Origin of the sequence: Vibrio sp. S9_S30 (genome assembly GCF_014694455.1) — a bacterium.
Taxonomy (GTDB): Bacteria; Pseudomonadota; Gammaproteobacteria; order Enterobacterales; family Vibrionaceae; genus Vibrio.
Genome location: NZ_JAAUWT010000007.1, coordinates 71,152 through 90,534 on the forward strand (window position 1 = coordinate 71,152; position 19,383 = coordinate 90,534).

The following is a 19,383-nucleotide window of genomic DNA, read 5'->3' on the forward strand; positions in this document are numbered from 1 at the left end:
TAGCTAACAGTTTGACATTTTCCCCTTCACCGTAGCTCACACTATTTATAGGTAAGACAATTTTGCTTCATGATTGTTTGTTACATTTCGGCATATCACTTTTTATTCTATTTCTTTTCGTCTTAATAACATCGGAGCAAACCATGAAACTGGCTGTGAATCCTCTTTCTATTGCGGTACTTGGTGGCTTATTCACCATTGCTGGTCCAGCAATGGCTGACACCATTAAACTGAGAATCATTGAAACCACCGACATTCACACAAATGTGATGGATTACGATTATTACAAAGATAAGCCATCTCAAAAGATGGGCTTAACCCGAACGGCAACATTAGTAAAACAAGCTCAGCAAGAAGTAACGAACAGCGTTTTGGTTGATAATGGTGACCTGATCCAAGGTAGCCCTATGGGTGACTACATGGCAGCCAAAGGAATTGATAAAGGCGAAGTGCACCCCGTTTACAAAGCCATGAACCAACTGAATTACGATGTGGGCAACATTGGTAATCACGAATTCAACTACGGTTTGGATTTCCTGATGGAAACCATTGATGATGCCAATTTTCCTTACATCAGCGCCAACGTATTCGACAAGAAAACGGGCGAACACTATTTCACCCCTTACATCATCAAAACACACCAGTTCAAAGACGTCAGTGGCAACCTCCAAGAAGTCAAGGTGGGTTACATTGGCTTCGTTCCACCCCAAATTATGGTATGGGATAAGAAAAACCTTGAAGGCAAAATTTTTGCCAAAGACATAAAAGAGACCGCCGAAGATCTGGTTCCAAAAATGAAAGCCGAAGGAGCCGACGTTATCATTGCCATACCGCACTCTGGTATTTCAAGTGATCCATACAAACTTGGCGCAGAAAACTCAACACTGTACTTATCAGAAATCGAAGGCATTGACGCGATTGCATTCGGTCATGCTCACTCTGTGTTCCCTGGTAAAGGGTTCGATAACCTCCAAGGCATCGACAATACAAAAGGCACCATTAACGGCGTGGTATCGGTTATGCCGGGTCGCTGGGGCAGCCACGTTGGTGTGATGGATCTCGTCTTAGAAAAAGACGGAGAGGGTTGGAAGGTATCGAAAGGGCAAGCCGAAGCGCGCCCCATTTTCGATATGAAATCGACAACCTCGCTCGCCGAACCAGACAAAGACATGGTGAAAGCGCTAGAAGCCGACCACAAAGGCACTCGCGATTTTGTAAACCAGCCAATAGGTAAAGCCAACGACGTGATGTACAGCTTCTTGGCATTGGTTCAAGATGACCCAACGATTCAAATCGTCAACTTAGCGCAAAAAGACTACGTAGAACGCTTTATTCAGGGTGACCCTGATCTTGCTGGTATACCTGTGCTATCTGCGGCAGCGCCATTTAAAGCTGGCGGTCGTAAAAATGACCCAGCTAACTTCACGGAAGTTGAGTCTGGCGAGCTGACCTTCCGTAACGCCGCAGATCTTTATCTATATCCAAACACTTTGGTTGCCTTGAAAGTCACGGGTAATGAAGTGAAAGAGTGGCTGGAGTGTTCTGCCGGACAATTCAAACAAATTGATACTGCTTCATCGGCACCGCAAAGTTTGATTGATTGGGATGACTTCCGTACGTACAACTTCGATGTGATTGACGGTGTGAACTACCAAATCGATATTACTCAACCAGCGAAATACGATGGCGACTGTAAGGTCATCAATGCAGAATCTGAACGCATCGTGGGGTTAACTTATCAAGGCAAGCCTATCGATATGAAGCAAGATTTCCTTATCGCGTCCAATAACTACCGTGCGTACAGCAACAAGTTCCCGGGTACAGGTTCAGAATTTGTGGCGTTCGATGCACCCGATGAAAACCGCACGGTATTGGCCAACTACATCTCCCGTGTGAGCCAAGAAAATGGGCAATTTACACCAAGTGCCGATAACAACTGGTCATTCACCCCAATCACAAGTGACACAAAGCTGGATATCCGCTTTGAAACCTCACCAAGTGAACAAGCAGCCGCCTTTATTAAAGAGAAAGGTCAATACCCAATGGAGCGCGTCGCAACCGATGATGTTGGATTTGGAGTATACCGATTGGAATTGCAAAAATAGCCACTACCTATTTAAAGCAACTCTGATTAAGATAAACCGCAGCCAAGACTGCGGTTTTTTAATGCATTCCACCAATGCCAATATACAAACTGAAGTTTTCAGACAAAACTCGAAAATTCGCTTTTTCCACAGCTCGAGAGACCTCAACATTTTCATTTTTTGCCGAATAGAAATGATCATCAGCCCCACCTGTCGTGAATAGAGGAGAGAAGAAGTCTTTCTTAATTTTTAAGTGATGTTTTGCACTAATAGAGGAAATGAATTCTGCTAAGCGAGTTTGCACTTTTTCTTCATTCAGTTTTTTCGAAAAGTAATCCATTTGGTAATCATTCATCAAACAGAATCGATGTTCGTAGATAATCAAATCTCCGTCGGAATAGAAAACATAATGCAGCAATTTTTCATCTTCATAAAAAGTTTGATAAACCGCATTTTCACCTTCAGAAATAGTCAAGGGTGACTGAGTGCACTGACTTGTGTAGGCAAGGTTTGGAACCGCCAGAATAGATAAGGTTACTATTGTTCTTATAAGTATCTTCACAGTGTTTCGCCCTCAAAAAACAATTCTCCATTCTCATTTAAATACACTGACAACATTTCACCATCAGCCACAACATCTCCTGACGCATTCGTTTGCTGTGGATAGCCTATAGACAGTACGGATTCTTCTTCATTAGAGAAGGTTTCGTTTGCCCATACCAAGTAGTTTAAACCGAGAAGTACATTTCCCTCTTTCATTACTTTGTTCTGGCTTGGTTGTGTAACTCTATGCCAAGAATCAGAGTAAATAACTTTGTAGCTACCAGAGTCGGAAAGCAACACAAGGAGTTTATTATCACCGTACAACAGACCATCGAAAATTAAGTCTTCTCGGCCATCAGAATTCAAATCTTTCACCAACAAAGGTCTGAGAACATTATTATTTTGTAACGATTGGCTGCTAACAAAATCTGCGGCTCGCCAAGGCGTATATCCCACAGCATGACTTTTCAATAATGCGTGAATGCTTTGAACAGACAGTTCTTGTGCCTCACAACCACATACCGCAAAGAAAAGTAAAATGGCATATTTCATCTCTTGAAGCTCCCTTTCCAATTACCACCACTGTAGATCACATAGATTGCCGCTCTTGTGGTCAAACTTAAAATTGATTGTGTCGGCTTACTTCTCTCAACCATGTAACCAGCCGGAATATCAGTTACACTTCAGACAATGTCAGTCTCAGCCAATACGGATAGATATTATTAAATGGAAGAATTATTCAAACAGAATCTCGAACAATTCAATCTTTCGAATGATGAAATTGAGTCCATTTTTTCTTGCGCCACCTTACTTGAACTCCCTACTCGGCATATTTTGACCCATCAGGGGGAATCCCCTTCTCATGTCTTCTTTTTGCTAGAAGGCTTGTGTCACGCGTGTTACCTAACCAGTGATGAAAAGCAATACAGTAAAGAGTTCTACTGGGAAGTGGATTGGCTAATCAGCTTTGAAAGCTTAGTGAAGAGTGAACCGTCTCCTTATCTTCTTGAATCGCTGACACCGGTCAAACTGCTGTCGTTTCCAGTCGAATTGATTGAGCAGTGGCGGGCTGAATCGCATCCTCTATATATTCGTTTGCTGGAAACCCAGTTGATGTATAAAGAAGGAAAAGAGCGCTTTATGTTGCTTCACTCGCCTGAAGAAAAATACAGCCTATTGTGTGAAGCTTACCCAGACTTGGTTTCAAGGATCACGGATTACCAAATCGCGGCATACTTAGGCATCCCCCATATCAGCCTGAACCGCATTAAAAAGCGCCTTAAATAAGAAGGGAACAAAAGTTAATGAGTACTTACCTCCTTTGTCATACATTGGTCGGTTCTAGATATACAGAGGTTTACTATGATCCATTGGCAACTCCTATCTTTTACCCAACTTTCCACTATGCAGCTCTACCAAATGATCAAATTACGGGTGGATGTATTTGTTGTGGAGCAAGACTGCCCTTACCCCGAATTGGATGACAAAGACCATGCAGAAGGGGCTTTCCATCTATTGGGATATGATGGGGAGGAGCTGGTCGCTTGCGCTCGGTTACTCGCTAAAGGCATCAGTTATTCAGATGTGGCAAGCATCGGACGAGTGGCGACCAAAGAAAGTGCACGAGGCACTGGGCTTGGGCATGAATTGATGCAGCAAGCCCTTACGAACGTAGAGTCTGTGTGGGGTAACGTTCCCGTTAAAATAAGTGCTCAAGAACACCTTAGCCAGTACTATGGAAAACATGGTTTTGTGCAGTGCACAGAAATGTACCTAGAAGATGGTATTCCTCATATTGGTATGGTCAGGGAAGCGAAATAAAAGCGCTTATGACCCCAACCAACCTTGCACTCTTGTTCTTGATTGCTGGCAACGTCATGGCGTCGGTGTCAGATGTTGCTGTTAAGGTTCTAGGAGACGGCGCGAATGTATTCCAATACATATTCATTCGCCAATTGTTTTCCGTTCTGGTTGTTTTGCCACTTTGGGTTCGCCTTCAACCAACCGAACGCAGATTAAAAGGCATACCTGTCAACCTATTACGCTCACACCTAGTGCTTATAGGCAGTGCTTGTATGGTGGTAGCAATTACTCACTTACCGTTAGCAACAGCCAATGCAGTCTTCTATGCCGCTCCGCTATTAATGCTTCCTCTTTCGGCATGGTTACTTAAAGAAAAGCCTCGAACAACCAAAATTCTCGCCACAACGGTTGGCTTTGTTGGCGTACTGCTGGTGCTGAGACCGTCGCAATTTCATTGGGCAGCCATTTTTGCTTTGGGCACAGCAATAGCAGTGGCGCTCTTTAATGTGCTGGTTCGAAAGCTTCCAGGGAATCAGCCTGTCGCGGCAACGTTATTTTGGACCTCCCTCTTTTCCTTACCCATCTCTGGTGCATTAGCATGGGCAAATTGGCAACCGATTTCATTTGAGCCCGTAATGTGGATTGTTGTCAGCGCGTTTTGCATTCTTACTTACAATGGCTTTGCCGTTGCCGCCTACAAAAAAGCGGAAACATCGCAAATTGCCCTAGCGGAATATTCTGGTTTGTTGTTCGTTACGTTATTTGGCGTGTTGTGGTTTAACGAAATTCCTGATTGGATCACCGTGTTCGGTATCTTACTGATTGTTTTGCCAATGATGCCTATTAACGCCATCAAAAAGCATCAACCTTCTTAATAACGTCTAAACTTTTTATGAAATGATGAATACTTCAGCACTTTTCTCCGGTCTTTGTTGAAGTTATTGCGCTATTCCTGAAGTTTTCCACGCCTAGGTGGTCACTCCAAGAATAGTTTCACGAAATTCATACAAAGGTGCAGTTAGACGTGGCTGAATATGCGCAACAGTTTAATCTTTGGGCGTCGCAACAAACACTCTTGAGCTTGATGCTTGGGATCGTTCTGATTTCGTATTTGCTTGAAGATCTTGCCATATTGGGTGCAGCTGGGCTGGCAACTCAAGGGGTCATGCCAACCTCCATGGCATTGATTGCCATCTTTGTCGGTATCGCTACAGGTGATTTGGGGCTTTATTACTTAGGAAAATGGGCTCACCAATCTCGTTGGTTACGCTATCGTCTGCTTTCTCATAAGTCGATGCGCTGGGTTCGCCACAAACTGCACAGCCGCCCTATTTTTAATCTTTTCATTATTCGTTTTATCCCAGGTCTTCGGACATTGGGCTATTCCTTAAGTGGCTTTTTTCAACTGCCTCTCGCGTCTTTCATGTCTGCCGTACTGTTTGCGACAGCATTGTGGACGGCATTGATATTTGGCTGCACTTTCTGGCTGGGTCAACAGGCATGGATTCAAGCCAGCTCACATCAATGGTTACTTATATCAGTGCTGTTTATCACTCTGTTTTTGGGTAATCAACTAATGAAATCTCGCTTTTCGAGGAGAGTGTAATGACAAGTTCGCCGTTGGCACTAGATAGCCAGATTGAAGCGATCGACGTTGAAACTGGTATCAATCAAGGGATGCCAAAGTTTGTACAGGATCAGCAAGGTAGCATTTCACCTTACGAATTTTTGCCAGCTTGGGTGTTCTATACCCCAGTTGTACTGCAAAGTTTGGCGCTTGCTTTACGTTATGGTGATGTTCGCTTACCACTGGTGGCCAATCCGAGCATTAAACTCAGTGGCATGGTGGGGGAATCGAAGCACGACATTCTTTCTTTGGCGGGCAGCTATGCCAGTCAGTGGATTTCCCCCTTTATCACGGTATCTCAAACAGGGGAAGACGTGGACGAGCAGTCCTCTAGGGCTTATCAATTGATGCAAGCTAAAGGATTGAATTTTCCTATCGTCGCGAAGCCGGATCTCGGCTGCCGTGGTGCTGGTGTTAAATTGTTGCGTAACATGGATCAACTGACGCGGTATTTCGAAAGTTTCCCGAAGGGCTCTCGATTTCTATTGCAAGAGAAAGCCCCTTACCCAGCCGAAGCGGGGGTGTTCTACGTACGCTACCCTGGCGAAAAGAAGGGGAAAATCATATCCCTAACATTGAAATACGCGCCATTTGTTGAAGGTGATGGAAAATCAACCCTTAAGGAACTGATTGAAGCCGATCCTCGAGCGGGTCAACTGACCCACTTATATTTCCCGCGTCATCAAGACAAGCTCGATCATATTTTGGATCAAGGCGAATCGTTTCAGTTGGCATTTGCTGGGAGCCACAGCCGAGGCTGCATATTCAGAAACGGGAATCAGTTCATTTCAAATGCGTTAACAGAGCAATTAGATCGAATCTTTGATGATGTCGACGGCTTCTGTTATGGGCGGTTGGACATTAAGTTTCAAGACATTTACCAACTCATGGATGGAAAGAACTTCACCATTTTAGAAATTAATGGAGCCAGTTCAGAAGCGGCCCACATTTGGGATAGAAAAACCCCATTACGAGAAATTTTTTCCACCCTTTTATTTCAATATCGCACGCTGTTTGCGATTGGCGCATTGCAGAAAAAAGCTGGACATAAGCCACCATCAATAAGCCAGTTACTGGCAGCGTGGCGCGAAGAAAAGCAGCTTGTTAGTGCGTATCCGCAAACCGATTAGAACAAGGACAACTTATGCAAATTGCGCCCATTTCGCTTACTGCTCCATTGCAAAATTTATCAGCCACTATACTGGGAGCCATTGAAACCATTGATCAGGGTATTGATTTTCTGATGCAAATCAGCGCCGACGACTATCAACGGGCAAAGCCACCTCTCGTGACGAGTTCTATAGGCGAACATTGTCGTCACGTACTCGACATTTTTCATGCTCTTTCTGACTACGAAAATGGGGTGGATTACAACCTCCGAAGACGTGGCCATGATGTGGAAAAAACACGAGAACTCGCCATTGTTGAATTTCAAGTGATTAAACAGTGGCTCAGCCAGCTGAATTCCGAGGAAATGAAACGTGTCATATCCGTTAAAACCGAAGTCGCCTTGTCGGAAACATTAAGTGCAGAACTCACTTCTCAACTAGAACGAGAAGTCGCGTTTGCCGCTTCTCATGCAACGCATCATTACGCACTAATGAAAGTTCTGGCCATTCAATTAGGTTATCAGACAGACAAAGAACTGGGATTTGCACCAGCGACCGCAACGTACTTAAGGGAGCAAAGCTAATGTGCACCGTATCTTGGCTGCTAAATGATGACGGCTATCAAGTTTTCTTTAATCGAGACGAGCAGAAAAGCCGGGCACAAGCGATCCCGCCCACGCCTTTTTGCCACCAAGGTGTCGAGTACCTTATGCCCGTCGATCCAGACGGTGGTGGCAGTTGGATTGTGACGAATGAATATGGGCAGTCGATCTGCTTGCTGAATTACTACCAAGGTAACGTTCCTAAGGGTGTATTAACAAGTCGAGGTTTGCTGGTGAAATCTCTGGCGGCTTTTCGGAATTACGCACAAGTAGATGAGTACTTACAATCGATTGATTTGACCGCTTTTGCACCATTTTCATTGCTGATTTTTGAACCCGACTTAACGCGTCACCATTCGGCAGTCAAAGGCGTTTGTTGGACTGGACAATCGTTGGTTTACATACGCCCAAGCCCTCCCTTGATCTCGTCTTCCGTCGATTACCAAAAAGCGTTTGAATTGAGAAGTGAGTGTTACCAAGCCTACACAGCCCCCTGTGCCAATGTCGATGGTCTACTGGAATTTCACGCTTCCCACATTCCAAGCAAAGGGCACTTATCCACTTGTATGCACCGTAAAGACGCCCATACCGTCAGTTTTACGCATATTTTGGTCACGGATTCAGAAAAAGGCATGAGCTATCACCCTGGGGCACCTTGCTGCGGCATTACGGAGTTGTACCTGACTCAAAATAGAATCTCTTTGCTCCCTGCATCCCATGTGAAAATTGCATAACGAGGACCTAATTATGAAACGCATTATCACCGTTCTTTGTACGTTGGTATTAGGGATGTTTTCCGCTATGACTTATGCGGCAGATCCTATCTATACTGGCTTTTTTAGCAATAAAGCAATTTCCGGTTATGACGCCGTGAGCTATTTCGAAGCCAGCGAGCCCCAAAAAGGCAGCAGCAACCATATCATCGAATATCAGGGAGCTGATTGGTATTTTGCATCCAAAGAAAACCTAGAAAAATTCATTCAAAACCCCGAGAAATACGCGCCTCAATATGGTGGGTATTGCGCTTGGGCCATCGCCTTTAAAAACGATACGGCACCAAGCGATCCCCTTCAGTGGACTATTGTTGATGGGAAGCTGTACTTGAACTACGACGCGGACATTAAATCTCGTTGGGAAAAAGACATTCCTGGTTTTATTCGCGAAGGCGATAAAAACTGGTCAACGCTAGTGAGCAAGTAGGAGAAATCTATGCAAGTTACCTCTTCTCCATTCCAGCTTCCTGCGGTCACACCTTTTCGAATAATAGAACGGGTTGCAGAGCGAGTCACAGGGCTACGTTATTTGGATTCCTTATATCAAAAGCGTCCGATGGATCTCGATTGTTTTGAGTTTATGGATTACACACTTCAAGCTCTTAATATCGACTATCACGTTCAGCAAGGTTCCTTAAGTCACATTCCTGAACAAGGTCCTGTTGTGATCGTGGCCAATCACCCACTCGGCGCGATTGAAGGTGTGATTCTGGCTGCTTTGGTCCGCCACCAAAGACCCGATGTGAAAGTGATGGCGAATGAATTACTCAAGCAGCTTCCTGAATTATCTGATTTGTTCATTGGTGTGGATGTTTTTGAATCTAAAAGCGCTATCAAAACCAACCTAACCGCCATGCGTAGTGCCCACCAACATTTAGCTAATGGCGGCGCACTGATCATCTTCCCCGCGGGTGAGGTCTCTACCTATCAAGATGCACAGCTGCAAGACAAAACGTGGAGCCGATCCGTTGCCAAGCTGATCAAAAAAAGCGAAGCAACATGTGTACCTATTTACATCGAAGGAAAAAACAGCGCACTGTTTTATCTCGCTGGTAAAATACACCCGCTTCTAAGAACCGCTATGTTAGGTAGAGAGATGATTGGAAAGCGATCGTCGCAAATACAGTTGTCCATCGGCGAACCCATTCTTTACTCAGAGATGAAATCGTTGAGTTCAGAGCAAGACTTGGTTCATTACCTCAGGCTGAACACCTACTTACTTCGCAAGCAGTCAGGACAATCAAAGAGCTTACAACCAACTTCGTTCTCGACGCCCGTCATGGGAGCCATTGAGAGTGAGACCTTACAAGAAGAAATCAATGCCCTTCCCAGTGAATGCTTGCTTCTCTCCCAAGGGGATTTCTCGGTTTATTGCACTAGAAAAAAACACATCCCAAACCTGATTCAAGAAATCGGCAGAGTAAGAGAAGCCAACTTCCGTGAGGTGGGTGAAGGTACTGGGAAGGCGTTAGATCTTGACCACTATGATGAGTATTACGATCACCTCTTCATTTGGCACGGTAAGGACAAACAGTTGGTCGGAAGCTATCGGCTGGGTAAAGTCGATGAAATCCTACAGCAACATGGACTAAAAGGGTTGTATTCCCGCAGTTTGTTTCACTATAGCCAATCGTTCATCGAAAGTCTCGACCATTCAATTGAGCTTGGTCGCTCTGTCGTCAATAAGCCTTATCAACGAAACCTGCAGTCTCTCCTGATGCTTTGGAAAGGCATTGCAAGCTATGTTTATCGCCATCCGAAATACACGCATTTATACGGTCCAGTCAGTATTAGCAATGACTACAGCCAAATTGCACGTCAACTGATGGCTCGTTGCTTATCCATTCACCACTACGATGAACATAAAGCCAACTTGGTTTCCCCGTCTGTACCACTTAAACAGGATTCATCCGTCTTTTGGCGGAACGATATGCTCAGTGCATTAGGCAGTGTGCAGCTATTGTCCAAAGTGCTTGCTCGTATGGAAGAGGGGAAAGGTTTACCTGTTCTTTTACGACAATACCTAGGTCTAAATGGTCAGTTGGTCTGTTTCAATGTCGACCCAGAATTTAACGACGCATTGGACGGGTTAATCGTGGTGGACTTACGCAAGGTACCCGAAAGAACATTAGGGAAATACATGGGAAAAGAAGACGCCAACACTTACCTAAAGTATCACTCGTAAACGTTTGAACTTAAGATGAGAAAAGTGACTTCCGCCGTTAAGCTGAAGTCGCTTTTTGGGTCACTATTTACTCCGACCAAACCCGCCATCGGAAAGCCGAAAAAACATCACAGATGCCGATTTCTGCTCAAGTTGCAATATGTCCAACTGACCATCATCATTCAGCTTAAATCGAATTAGCTGCCCTTCGCGTATCTTGCTTAATGGTTTATCGATACCCTCAATCTTAACCAATGCATTGAGATCGGCTATAGGTAGCTCGTTAGATCGAAACACTTGAGTAAGTGTATCTCCAGACTGAACAATGTACTCTTTCCAAGCTTCTGTATGGGGCGCTTGTTGACCACTGGATGAAAGTTGTTCGCTCAAACCTGTCGACTTGATGGCCAAAGGTTTACGCACACTTTCCGGTTCTCTCTCATCCTGCACAGGTTCGCTGGGGGCTGGCCAGATAGAAAGAATAATAACCGCGACAGACAATCCAACAATGCCTCTTTGATGAAGCTTGGGCAAGCGCGCCCAACAATGCTTTACCTTTGAAGCTATTGCGTGTACATCAACATCTTCGAACTTACTTTTTAGTTGATCGAATAATTTTGGCTGGCGAGTTCTAGCCACTCTCCGATTCATAATGCTTATACCTTAACGGACTGAATTTCTATTATCTACGAACACGGTTCCTAAACAAAATGGACCGTTACATAAGTTAACAGTAACTTGACGTATATTGGCATTTGCCGTTTCTTCACGCCAGTAGAACTGCTATCCTTTTGCTGCACAAATTCACACAATAGAGAGACAAGATGTCTGAAATCAAATTAGAAACCGTAGAGCAAAAAGCGAGTTACGGAATTGGTCTGCAAATGGGTCAACAATTGGCGGGTAGCGGCCTTGAAGGTTTAAATGTCGACGCGATAGCAAAAGGCATCGCAACTGCATTGACGAGCGGCGTACCTGAGATTGAAGTTGATGAAATCAACAACGCCCTTCAAGAGCTTCACACACGCGCAGAAGCTGCTCGTGCAGAAGCCGCAAAAGCAGCAGCAGCCGACGGCGAAGCTTTCTTGAAAGATAACGCTCTTCGCTCTGAAGTAACCGTTCTTGAGTCTGGTCTTCAATACGAAGTGATCACGGAAGGTACTGGCGAAGTCCCAAGTTCAGACAAGTCTGTTCGTGTGCACTACCACGGTGAATTGACTGATGGTACGGTATTCGACAGCTCGGTATCACGAGGTCAACCAGCGGAGTTCCCAGTAACTGGCGTGATCAAAGGCTGGGTTGAAGCGCTTCAATTAATGCCTGTCGGTTCTAAGTGGAAGCTGTACATTCCTCAAGATCTTGCATATGGCGAGCGTGGTGCTGGTGCATCCATCCCTCCTTATGCCGCTCTAGTATTCGAAGTAGAACTACTGGCTATCCTGTAATTTTGCATTGTCTCAAAAATGAAGCGGTGCCTAGCACCGCTTTTTTCATGTCTTAAAGTAAACTGCTGATTCCCGTTTTGTATTCTCGGCACGCCTTTCCACTCGAAACGGACAATCCGACTAGGATTAGAAATGTGCCCCCTATAAAGGAATGAATTATGAAAATTAAAACAACGATCTTCACATTATCTGCGCTGTTGTTTGTCTCTCCAAGCTACGCGTTATTCGGCTTTGGTTCCTCAGAAGAAAAACCCGCAATAAACCTTGGCACACTTGCCAGTGATGCGTTCTCAAGCCAAGTAGACACACAAGCAGATTCCGATTTAGTCAAGATGCTCAGCTCCCAACTAGATGTATCACCAACGCAAGCAACAGGCGGCGCAGGTGCGCTCTTAGCACTCGCTTCCAATTCTTTAGGAGCCTCACAAACAACGGAACTCGCTTCTGCTATTCCAGGTCTGAGTTCACTAACAGGATCAATCCCTGGACTTTCAGGGCTAACGAGTAACTTTGGTGCTGTCTCTGATATCTTCAGCAAACTGGGATTGGACCCATCAATGGTGACACAGTTTGCACCGATTATTCTGAAATACTTAGGCACACAGAATGCCTCCACAGGTCTTCTAAACTCGCTTGAGAGCATTTGGCAATAATGGGTTGTTCGGCTCACCGGTAACACAAAAATCAATAATTGGGTGGTTTTTGACCACCCTCTCTTTAACAACCTAAAAAATATGCCACTCTGAACTTTTAATCATGGAAGAGTAGGTATTATGAAAGACGAAACCCTGTCAATTCACCACGGCTATCAAACGGATCCCACCACCAAAGCTGTCGCAACCCCCATATATCAAACCGTTGCTTATGAATTCGACAACGCACAGCATGGTGCTGATCTCTTCAATTTAGAAGTCCCCGGCAATATCTATACGCGCATTATGAATCCAACCAATGACGTATTAGAACAGAGAATGGCGGCTTTAGAAGGTGGACTTGCGGGGTTGGTTGTCAGTGCGGGCAGCGCGGCGATTAATTACGCCGTTCTAACATTGGCACAGAGTGGAGATAATATAGTGTCCACACCTCAACTCTATGGTGGCACCTATACTTTGTTTGCTCACATGCTGCCACAGCAAGGCATTGAGGTGAAATTCGCGAAGGATGATAAACCTGAAAGCTTAGCTGAACTGATCGACGAAAATACCAAAGCAGTTTATTGCGAATCCATAGGGAACCCAGCAGGTAACATCGTCGATATTGAAAGTATTTCAACCTTAGCACACGCAAAAGGTGTACCCGTTATTGTTGATAATACCGTCGCGACACCCGTTCTATGCAAGCCCATTCAATTTGGCGCTGACATTGTTGTTCACTCGTTAACGAAATACGTAGGCGGTCATGGTACAACACTCGGAGGCGTTATCATTGACTCTGGTAAGTTCCCCTGGGGGCAACACAAAGACAGATTTCCCGTATTTAACCAACCCGAGCCTTCTTACCATGGTGTCGTGTACACAGAAGCCTTTGGTGAGGCCGCTTTCATCGGCAGAGCAAGAACCGTCCCGCTACGTAATACGGGGGCAGCCTTATCTCCAATGAACGCATTTATGCTAATGCAAGGCTTGGAAACCCTTTCCCTTAGAATGGAGAGACATTGTGATAACGCATTGAAGGTAGCCAAGTATCTAGTACAGCACGAGAAAGTCAGTTGGGTTAGCTATGCAGGATTGGAAAGTTCCCTTCACCATGGTCTGGCTCAAAAATACATGGGAGGAAAACCTTCTGCTATCTTGTCGTTTGGTTTGAAAGATGGCTACGATGCGGGCGTGCGTTTCTACGATGCACTGAATCTTTTTAAGAGACTTGTCAATATTGGCGATGCTAAATCGCTAGCCTGTCACCCAGCTTCAACAACTCATAGACAAATGAGTATTGAGGAGCAAGCCAATGCAGGTGTTGTCCCTGAAATGATTCGGTTATCAGTGGGCATTGAACACATAGAGGATATTATTGCGGATTTAGAACAAGCGCTAAAAGCCTAAGACTTCGCTTTGGGGTACAAAAAAGCCGAGCATTTCGCTCGGCTTTTATGTTCTACACGAACTGATTACTCAGCAGCTGCTTCTTCAGCAACTTCTGGGCGATCAACAAGCTCAATGTAAGCCATTGGAGCTTTGTCGCCAGCACGGAAGCCAGCTTTTAGGATACGAGTGTAACCGCCCTGACGAGCAGCGAAACGTGGACCTAGTTCGTTAAATAGTTTTGCCACAACTTCGTTATCACGAGTGCGAGCAAATGCCAGACGACGGTTAGCAACGCTGTCAGTCTTAGCTAGTGTAATCAAAGGCTCAACGACGCGACGCAGCTCTTTTGCTTTTGGCAAAGTAGTCTTGATAACTTCATGACGTACTAGAGAGCTAGCCATGTTGCTGAACATCGCCTTGCGATGACTGCTGTTGCGGTTGAGTTGACGACCACTCTTACGATGGCGCATGACCTAATCCTTCTAACTATTATCGATTAATCTTCAGCGATCGACGCTGGTGGCCAGTTTTCTAGGCGCATGCCTAGAGACAGTCCACGTGAAGCAAGCACGTCTTTAATCTCAGTAAGAGACTTCTTACCAAGGTTAGGCGTTTTAAGTAGCTCAACCTCAGTACGCTGTACAAGATCACCGATGTAGTGAATCGCTTCTGCTTTCAAACAGTTAGCAGAGCGAACTGTTAGTTCAAGATCGTCTACAGGACGCAGTAGGATCGGATCGAACTCCGGCTTCTCTTCCTTCTCTTCAGGAACACGAATGTCGCGAAGATCTACGAAGGCATCAAGTTGCTCAGCAAGGATTGTTGCAGAACGACGAATTGCTTCTTCTGGATCAAGAGTACCGTTCGTTTCCATATCGATAACAAGCTTATCCAAGTCAGTACGCTGCTCAACACGTGCCGCTTCTACAGTGTAGGCAATTTTGTCTACAGGGCTGTATGTGGCGTCAACAAGCAGACGACCGATTGGACGCTCATCTTCTTCAGTATGGATTCGAGACGATGCTGGAACATAACCACGACCACGTTCTACCTTAATACGCATAGCGATTTCAGCATTATCATCAGTTAGATGACAAATAACGTGCTCTGGGTTAGCGATCTCTACATCACCATCATGGGTGATGTCACCTGCAACAACAGGGCCCGAGCCTGATTTGTTCAGTGTAATAAACACTTCATCTTTGCCTTCTGCCACTTTAACAGCAAGACCTTTCAGGTTAAGAAGGATCTCAAGGATATCTTCTTGTACACCTTCTTTGGTGCTGTACTCGTGAAGAACGCCTTCTATCTCAACCTCAGTTACTGCGCAACCTGGCATAGAAGATAGAAGAATGCGACGAAGCGCATTACCTAGAGTATGACCAAAGCCACGCTCTAATGGCTCAAGAGTTACTTTTGCGTGTGTCGTGCTAACTTGTTCAATGTCAACAAGACGTGGCTTAAGAAATTCTGTTACAGAACCCTGCATTGTGTCCTCTCTTTATTTTAAACCTTACTTAGAGTAAAGCTCGACGATCAGGTGTTCGTTGATGTCAGCTGACAGATCTGAACGCTCAGGCAAACGCTTGAACGTACCTTCCATCTTGCCGCCATCTACTTCAATCCAAGTTGGTTTTTCGCGTTGTTCAGCAACTTCAATAGCTGCTTTAATGCGAGATTGCTGTTTAGCTTTCTCACGAATAGATACAACGTCGTTCGCCGCAACTTTGAATGAAGGAACGTTTACAACTTTACCGTTTACTAGGATAGCTTTATGGCTAACCAGCTGACGTGCTTCTGCGCGAGTTGCACCAAAGCCCATGCGGTAAACTACGTTATCAAGACGACCTTCAAGAAGCTGAAGTAGGTTCTCACCCGTGTTGCCTTTAAGACGTGCAGCTTCTTTGTAGTAGTTACGGAATTGTTTTTCTAGAACGCCATACATACGACGAACTTTTTGCTTCTCACGAAGCTGAACGCCATATTCAGATAGACGACCGCGACGAGCGCCGTGTACACCTGGTGCGTTATCGATTTTACACTTGGTATCAATCGCACGAACACCAGACTTAAGGAATAAGTCAGTGCCTTCGCGACGGCTAAGCTTCAGCTTAGGACCCAAATATCTTGCCATGATTCTTCTCCAACTTTCCTAGAAACGTTATACGCGACGTTTCTTAGGTGGACGACAACCGTTATGAGGGATCGGAGTCGCATCAACAATGTTTGTGATACGGAAACCCGCAGCGTTTAGAGCGCGGATAGTAGACTCACGACCAGGACCTGGGCCCTTAACCATAACTTCTAGGTTCTTTAAGCCATATTCTTTGGCCATTTCACCACAACGCTCAGCAGCAACCTGTGCAGCGAACGGTGTAGATTTACGAGAACCGCGGAAACCAGAACCGCCAGCAGTTGCCCAAGCAAGAGCATTACCTTGACGGTCAGTGATGGTTACGATTGTGTTATTGAAAGAAGCATGGATGTGCGCTACGCCATCTGCTACTTGCTTGCGTACGCGCTTACGAGCGCGAGTTGGTTGTTTTGCCATTGTACTCTACCTTCCGATTATTTTTTGATCGGCTTGCGCGGACCCTTACGGGTGCGAGCGTTGGTTTTAGTACGCTGTCCACGTAGTGGTAGACTGCGACGATGACGAAGACCACGGTAACAACCAAGGTCCATAAGACGCTTGATGTTCATGGAGACTTCACGACGTAGATCACCTTCTACAGTGTACTTAGCTACACCATCACGCAGTTGATCAATCTGCTCTTCAGTTAGTTCACTGATCTTCACATTCTCAGCAATACTCACGTCAGCTAGAATAGCTTGAGCACGAGTTTTACCGATGCCGTAAATTGCAGTTAATGCAATCACAGCATGCTTCTGATCAGGAATGTTAATGCCTGCTATACGGGCCACTATTCACTCCTAGTACTTATATAAGAAATTATCCGCAGCAAAGCCCGTCGAGGATACGCTGCGGGATACTACTTCTTTTGCACGCAAAAGGTAGGCCGAGGAATATACTCGACACTACCTTATATTTCAAGTAAAAATTTCTGCTTAAATTAGCCTTGGCGCTGCTTGTGCTTAGGCTCACTGCAAATCACACGAACGACACCGTTACGCTTGATTACTTTACAGTTACGGCAGATTTTTTTAACGGAAGCACGAACTTTCATTGCTAAACTCCGTAATGAAATCTGATTCTACTGTCGAATTAACGACCGTAGCCTTTCAGATTTGCTTTTTTTAACACAGAATCATACTGTTGTGACATCAGATGAGTCTGTACCTGTGCCATAAAGTCCATGATTACAACAACTACGATAAGTAGTGATGTACCGCCAAAATAGAAACGTACGTTCCAAGCGATCATCATGAACTCGGGAATCAGACAGATAAAGGTAATGTAAAGCGCACCCGCTAAGGTTAAACGCGTCATTACTTTATCAATGTACTTAGCTGTCTGCTCGCCTGGGCGGATACCGGGTACGAACGCTCCAGACTTCTTCAAATTATCCGCTGTTTCGCGAGGGTTGAACACCAACGCTGTGTAAAAGAAACAGAAGAAAATAATTGCTGCTGCATAAAGCATTACATACAGAGGTTGTCCAGGGCTAAGGGCCAATGACACATCAGTTAACCAACTGAATGCGCTGTCCTCACCACCTGTATTACCAAACCACTGTGCTAATGTTCCTGGGAACAAAATAATACTAGACGCAAAAATTGCTGGTATCACACCTGCCATATTGATTTTAAGAGGCAAGTGAGTACTTTGCGCTGCAAAAACTTTACGCCCTTGTTGACGTTTTGCATAGTTAACGACAATTCGACGTTGACCACGCTCCATGAAAACAACGAAGTAAATCACTGCAAACGCTAATACAGCAATTAGCAACAGAAGAAGTACGTTCAGTTCACCTTGACGCGCTTGCTCTATTGTTTGACCGATTGCCGATGGCAATCCAGCGACGATACCTGCAAAGATAATCAATGAGATACCGTTACCAATTCCTCGCTCTGTAATCTGTTCACCTAACCACATTAAGAACATGGTACCAGTTACTAGACTGATGGTTGCAATAACAGTAAACATGGTTTGATCGATAACGACCAATTGACCTGTGACCATGCTTGGCAAAGCTGTTGCAATACCAATAGCTTGGAATGTAGCAAGTACAAGCGTGCCGTAACGCGTATATTGGCTTATCTTACGACGGCCAGCTTCACCCTCTTTCTTGAGTTCAGCTAACGCAGGATGAACTACAGTTAGCAATTGGACAACAATCGATGCCGAAATATACGGCATGATGCCCAACGCTAATATAGAAGCACGCTCAAGTGCACCACCGGAGAACATGTTAAACATTTCTACGATGGTACCCTTTTGCTGTTCGAACAAATCGGCAAGTACAGCTGCGTCAATACCAGGGATCGGCACAAAAGAGCCTGCTCTGAATACTAAAAGTGCACCTAATACGAATAATAAGCGCGACTTTAGTTCAGCTAAGCCGCTTTGAGCACTACGAAAATCTTGTCCTGGTTTTTTAGCCATCTGTACCTCGTCCCTCGAGTATTAATCCTCGATTTTACCGCCTGCAGCTTCGATTGCAGCTTTAGCACCTTTAGTTACGCGTAGACCTTTAACAGTCACAGCTTTGCTGATTTCACCAGAAAGAACAACTTTTACAAATTCGATGTTCTTAGTGATGACATTAGCTGCTTTCAAGCTGTTTAGATCAACTACGTCACCATCTACCTTCGCTAGTTCACCTAAACGAACTTCAGAAGTCACTAAGCTCTTACGAGAAGTGAAACCAAATTTTGGTAGACGTTGTTTCAGAGGCATTTGACCGCCTTCGAAACCTGGACGAACACTGCCGCCAGAACGTGATTTTTGACCTTTATGACCACGGCCACCTGTTTTACCAAGGCCTGAACCGATACCGCGACCTAAACGCTTCTTAGAAGGCTTAGAACCTGCAGCCGGTGATAGAGTATTCAAACGCATTCTGATTACTCCTCAACTTTAACCATGTAGTAAACCTTGTTGATCATACCGCGTACGCACGGAGTATCTTCAAGTTCTACAGTGTGGTTGATACGACGAAGACCTAAACCACGCAAAGACGCTTTGTGCTTTGGTAGGCGGCCGATTGAGCTTTTAGTTTGAGTTACTTTAATAGTTGCCATGGTG

General features: G+C 45.0%; 25 protein-coding genes. 13 read left to right on the plus strand and 12 right to left on the minus strand.

The window, feature by feature from the left end; genetic code table 11:
- The first annotated feature begins 143 nt into the window (after positions 1–143).
- Complete coding sequence (gene cpdB / locus HC752_RS10125; protein ID WP_190335031.1) at positions 144–2,105, plus strand: 2',3'-cyclic-nucleotide 2'-phosphodiesterase; 1,962 nt, start codon at positions 144–146, stop codon at positions 2,103–2,105.
- A 58-nt stretch (positions 2,106–2,163) separates the two neighbouring features.
- Here cpdB and HC752_RS10130 read toward each other — a convergent pair whose 3' ends face one another.
- Both HC752_RS10130 and HC752_RS10135 read right to left on the minus strand, forming a co-directional pair.
- The gene (locus tag HC752_RS10130; protein ID WP_190335032.1) at positions 2,164–2,646 is read right to left on the minus strand and encodes a hypothetical protein; all 483 of its coding nucleotides are present in this window, start codon (positions 2,644–2,646) and stop codon (positions 2,164–2,166) included.
- Complete coding sequence (locus HC752_RS10135; RefSeq protein WP_190335033.1) at positions 2,643–3,179, minus strand: hypothetical protein; 537 nt, start codon at positions 3,177–3,179, stop codon at positions 2,643–2,645. Before HC752_RS10135 ends, HC752_RS10130 begins: the two co-directional genes overlap by 4 nt.
- Positions 3,180–3,353: 174 nt before the next feature.
- Between HC752_RS10135 and HC752_RS10140 the strand changes: the two genes are divergently transcribed.
- From HC752_RS10140 to HC752_RS10180, 9 genes are all read left to right on the plus strand, one after another.
- Positions 3,354–3,914 (plus strand): Crp/Fnr family transcriptional regulator, encoded by a 561-nt coding sequence (locus HC752_RS10140; RefSeq protein ID WP_190335034.1) that lies wholly within the window; start codon positions 3,354–3,356, stop codon positions 3,912–3,914.
- A 75-nt stretch (positions 3,915–3,989) separates the two neighbouring features.
- Positions 3,990–4,448, plus strand: a complete 459-nt coding sequence (locus tag HC752_RS10145; protein WP_190335035.1) for a GNAT family N-acetyltransferase — start codon at positions 3,990–3,992, stop codon at positions 4,446–4,448.
- Positions 4,449–4,456: 8 nt separating this feature from the next.
- A complete protein-coding gene (locus HC752_RS10150) occupies positions 4,457–5,305 on the plus strand; it encodes a DMT family transporter (RefSeq protein WP_190335036.1) in 849 nt (282 codons plus the stop codon).
- A 209-nt stretch (positions 5,306–5,514) separates the two neighbouring features.
- On the plus strand, positions 5,515–6,036 hold the full coding sequence (locus HC752_RS10155) for a DedA family protein (protein WP_238930493.1): 522 nt from the start codon (positions 5,515–5,517) through the stop codon (positions 6,034–6,036).
- Complete coding sequence (locus HC752_RS10160) at positions 6,036–7,187, plus strand: D-alanine--D-alanine ligase (protein WP_190335038.1); 1,152 nt, start codon at positions 6,036–6,038, stop codon at positions 7,185–7,187. Before HC752_RS10155 ends, HC752_RS10160 begins: the two co-directional genes overlap by 1 nt.
- Before the next feature lie 14 nt (positions 7,188–7,201).
- A complete protein-coding gene (locus tag HC752_RS10165) occupies positions 7,202–7,750 on the plus strand; it encodes a DinB family protein (RefSeq protein ID WP_194717334.1) in 549 nt (182 codons plus the stop codon).
- A complete protein-coding gene (locus HC752_RS10170) occupies positions 7,750–8,502 on the plus strand; it encodes an NRDE family protein (RefSeq protein ID WP_190335039.1) in 753 nt (250 codons plus the stop codon). Before HC752_RS10165 ends, HC752_RS10170 begins: the two co-directional genes overlap by 1 nt.
- Before the next feature lie 25 nt (positions 8,503–8,527).
- A complete protein-coding gene (locus HC752_RS10175; protein ID WP_446751434.1) occupies positions 8,528–8,968 on the plus strand; it encodes a YHS domain-containing (seleno)protein in 441 nt (146 codons plus the stop codon).
- Between the two features lie 9 nt (positions 8,969–8,977).
- Positions 8,978–10,726 carry a lysophospholipid acyltransferase family protein gene (locus HC752_RS10180; RefSeq protein WP_190335041.1) on the plus strand — a complete coding sequence of 583 codons (1,749 nt, stop codon included), beginning with the start codon at positions 8,978–8,980 and terminating at the stop codon, positions 10,724–10,726.
- Positions 10,727–10,789: 63 nt separating this feature from the next.
- Here the strand turns inward: HC752_RS10180 and HC752_RS10185 are convergent, their stop codons facing one another.
- Positions 10,790–11,356: a LysM-like peptidoglycan-binding domain-containing protein gene (locus tag HC752_RS10185; RefSeq protein ID WP_190335042.1), complete on the minus strand. Its 567-nt coding sequence runs from the start codon at positions 11,354–11,356 to the stop codon at positions 10,790–10,792.
- A gap of 173 nt (positions 11,357–11,529) precedes the next feature.
- Here HC752_RS10185 and HC752_RS10190 point away from each other — a divergent pair, with 173 nt between their 5' ends.
- The 3 genes from HC752_RS10190 (at position 11,530) to HC752_RS10200 (ending at position 14,192) form a co-directional block, all read left to right on the plus strand.
- Positions 11,530–12,150, plus strand: a complete 621-nt coding sequence (locus HC752_RS10190) for an FKBP-type peptidyl-prolyl cis-trans isomerase (RefSeq protein WP_190335043.1) — start codon at positions 11,530–11,532, stop codon at positions 12,148–12,150.
- Between the two features lie 158 nt (positions 12,151–12,308).
- On the plus strand, positions 12,309–12,803 hold the full coding sequence (locus HC752_RS10195) for a DUF2780 domain-containing protein (protein ID WP_190335044.1): 495 nt from the start codon (positions 12,309–12,311) through the stop codon (positions 12,801–12,803).
- Between the two features lie 120 nt (positions 12,804–12,923).
- Positions 12,924–14,192, plus strand: a complete 1,269-nt coding sequence (locus tag HC752_RS10200) for an O-acetylhomoserine aminocarboxypropyltransferase/cysteine synthase family protein (RefSeq protein ID WP_190335045.1) — start codon at positions 12,924–12,926, stop codon at positions 14,190–14,192.
- Between the two features lie 65 nt (positions 14,193–14,257).
- On the opposite strand, the gene rplQ is transcribed toward HC752_RS10200, so the two are convergent.
- The 9 genes from rplQ to rpmD form a co-directional block, all read right to left on the minus strand.
- Positions 14,258–14,644, minus strand: a complete 387-nt coding sequence (gene rplQ, locus HC752_RS10205) for a 50S ribosomal protein L17 (protein WP_004398447.1) — start codon at positions 14,642–14,644, stop codon at positions 14,258–14,260.
- A 26-nt stretch (positions 14,645–14,670) separates the two neighbouring features.
- Positions 14,671–15,663, minus strand: coding sequence for a DNA-directed RNA polymerase subunit alpha (locus HC752_RS10210; protein ID WP_101111169.1), 993 nt, complete (start codon positions 15,661–15,663; stop codon positions 14,671–14,673).
- 24 nt (positions 15,664–15,687) lie between these two features.
- Positions 15,688–16,308 carry a 30S ribosomal protein S4 gene (gene rpsD, locus HC752_RS10215; RefSeq protein ID WP_101111170.1) on the minus strand — a complete coding sequence of 207 codons (621 nt, stop codon included), beginning with the start codon at positions 16,306–16,308 and terminating at the stop codon, positions 15,688–15,690.
- Between the two features lie 27 nt (positions 16,309–16,335).
- Positions 16,336–16,725 (minus strand): 30S ribosomal protein S11, encoded by a 390-nt coding sequence (rpsK, locus tag HC752_RS10220; RefSeq protein ID WP_101111171.1) that lies wholly within the window; start codon positions 16,723–16,725, stop codon positions 16,336–16,338.
- Between the two features lie 17 nt (positions 16,726–16,742).
- Positions 16,743–17,099, minus strand: a complete 357-nt coding sequence (gene rpsM / locus HC752_RS10225; protein WP_101111172.1) for a 30S ribosomal protein S13 — start codon at positions 17,097–17,099, stop codon at positions 16,743–16,745.
- Positions 17,100–17,248: 149 nt separating this feature from the next.
- A complete protein-coding gene (gene rpmJ / locus HC752_RS10230; RefSeq protein WP_000868186.1) occupies positions 17,249–17,362 on the minus strand; it encodes a 50S ribosomal protein L36 in 114 nt (37 codons plus the stop codon).
- A gap of 38 nt (positions 17,363–17,400) precedes the next feature.
- Positions 17,401–18,741: a preprotein translocase subunit SecY gene (gene secY, locus HC752_RS10235; RefSeq protein ID WP_004398453.1), complete on the minus strand. Its 1,341-nt coding sequence runs from the start codon at positions 18,739–18,741 to the stop codon at positions 17,401–17,403.
- A gap of 21 nt (positions 18,742–18,762) precedes the next feature.
- Positions 18,763–19,197 (minus strand): 50S ribosomal protein L15, encoded by a 435-nt coding sequence (rplO, locus tag HC752_RS10240; RefSeq protein WP_101111174.1) that lies wholly within the window; start codon positions 19,195–19,197, stop codon positions 18,763–18,765.
- Positions 19,198–19,202: 5 nt separating this feature from the next.
- On the minus strand, positions 19,203–19,379 hold the full coding sequence (gene rpmD / locus HC752_RS10245; RefSeq protein WP_101111175.1) for a 50S ribosomal protein L30: 177 nt from the start codon (positions 19,377–19,379) through the stop codon (positions 19,203–19,205).
- Positions 19,380–19,383 lie beyond the last annotated feature (4 nt).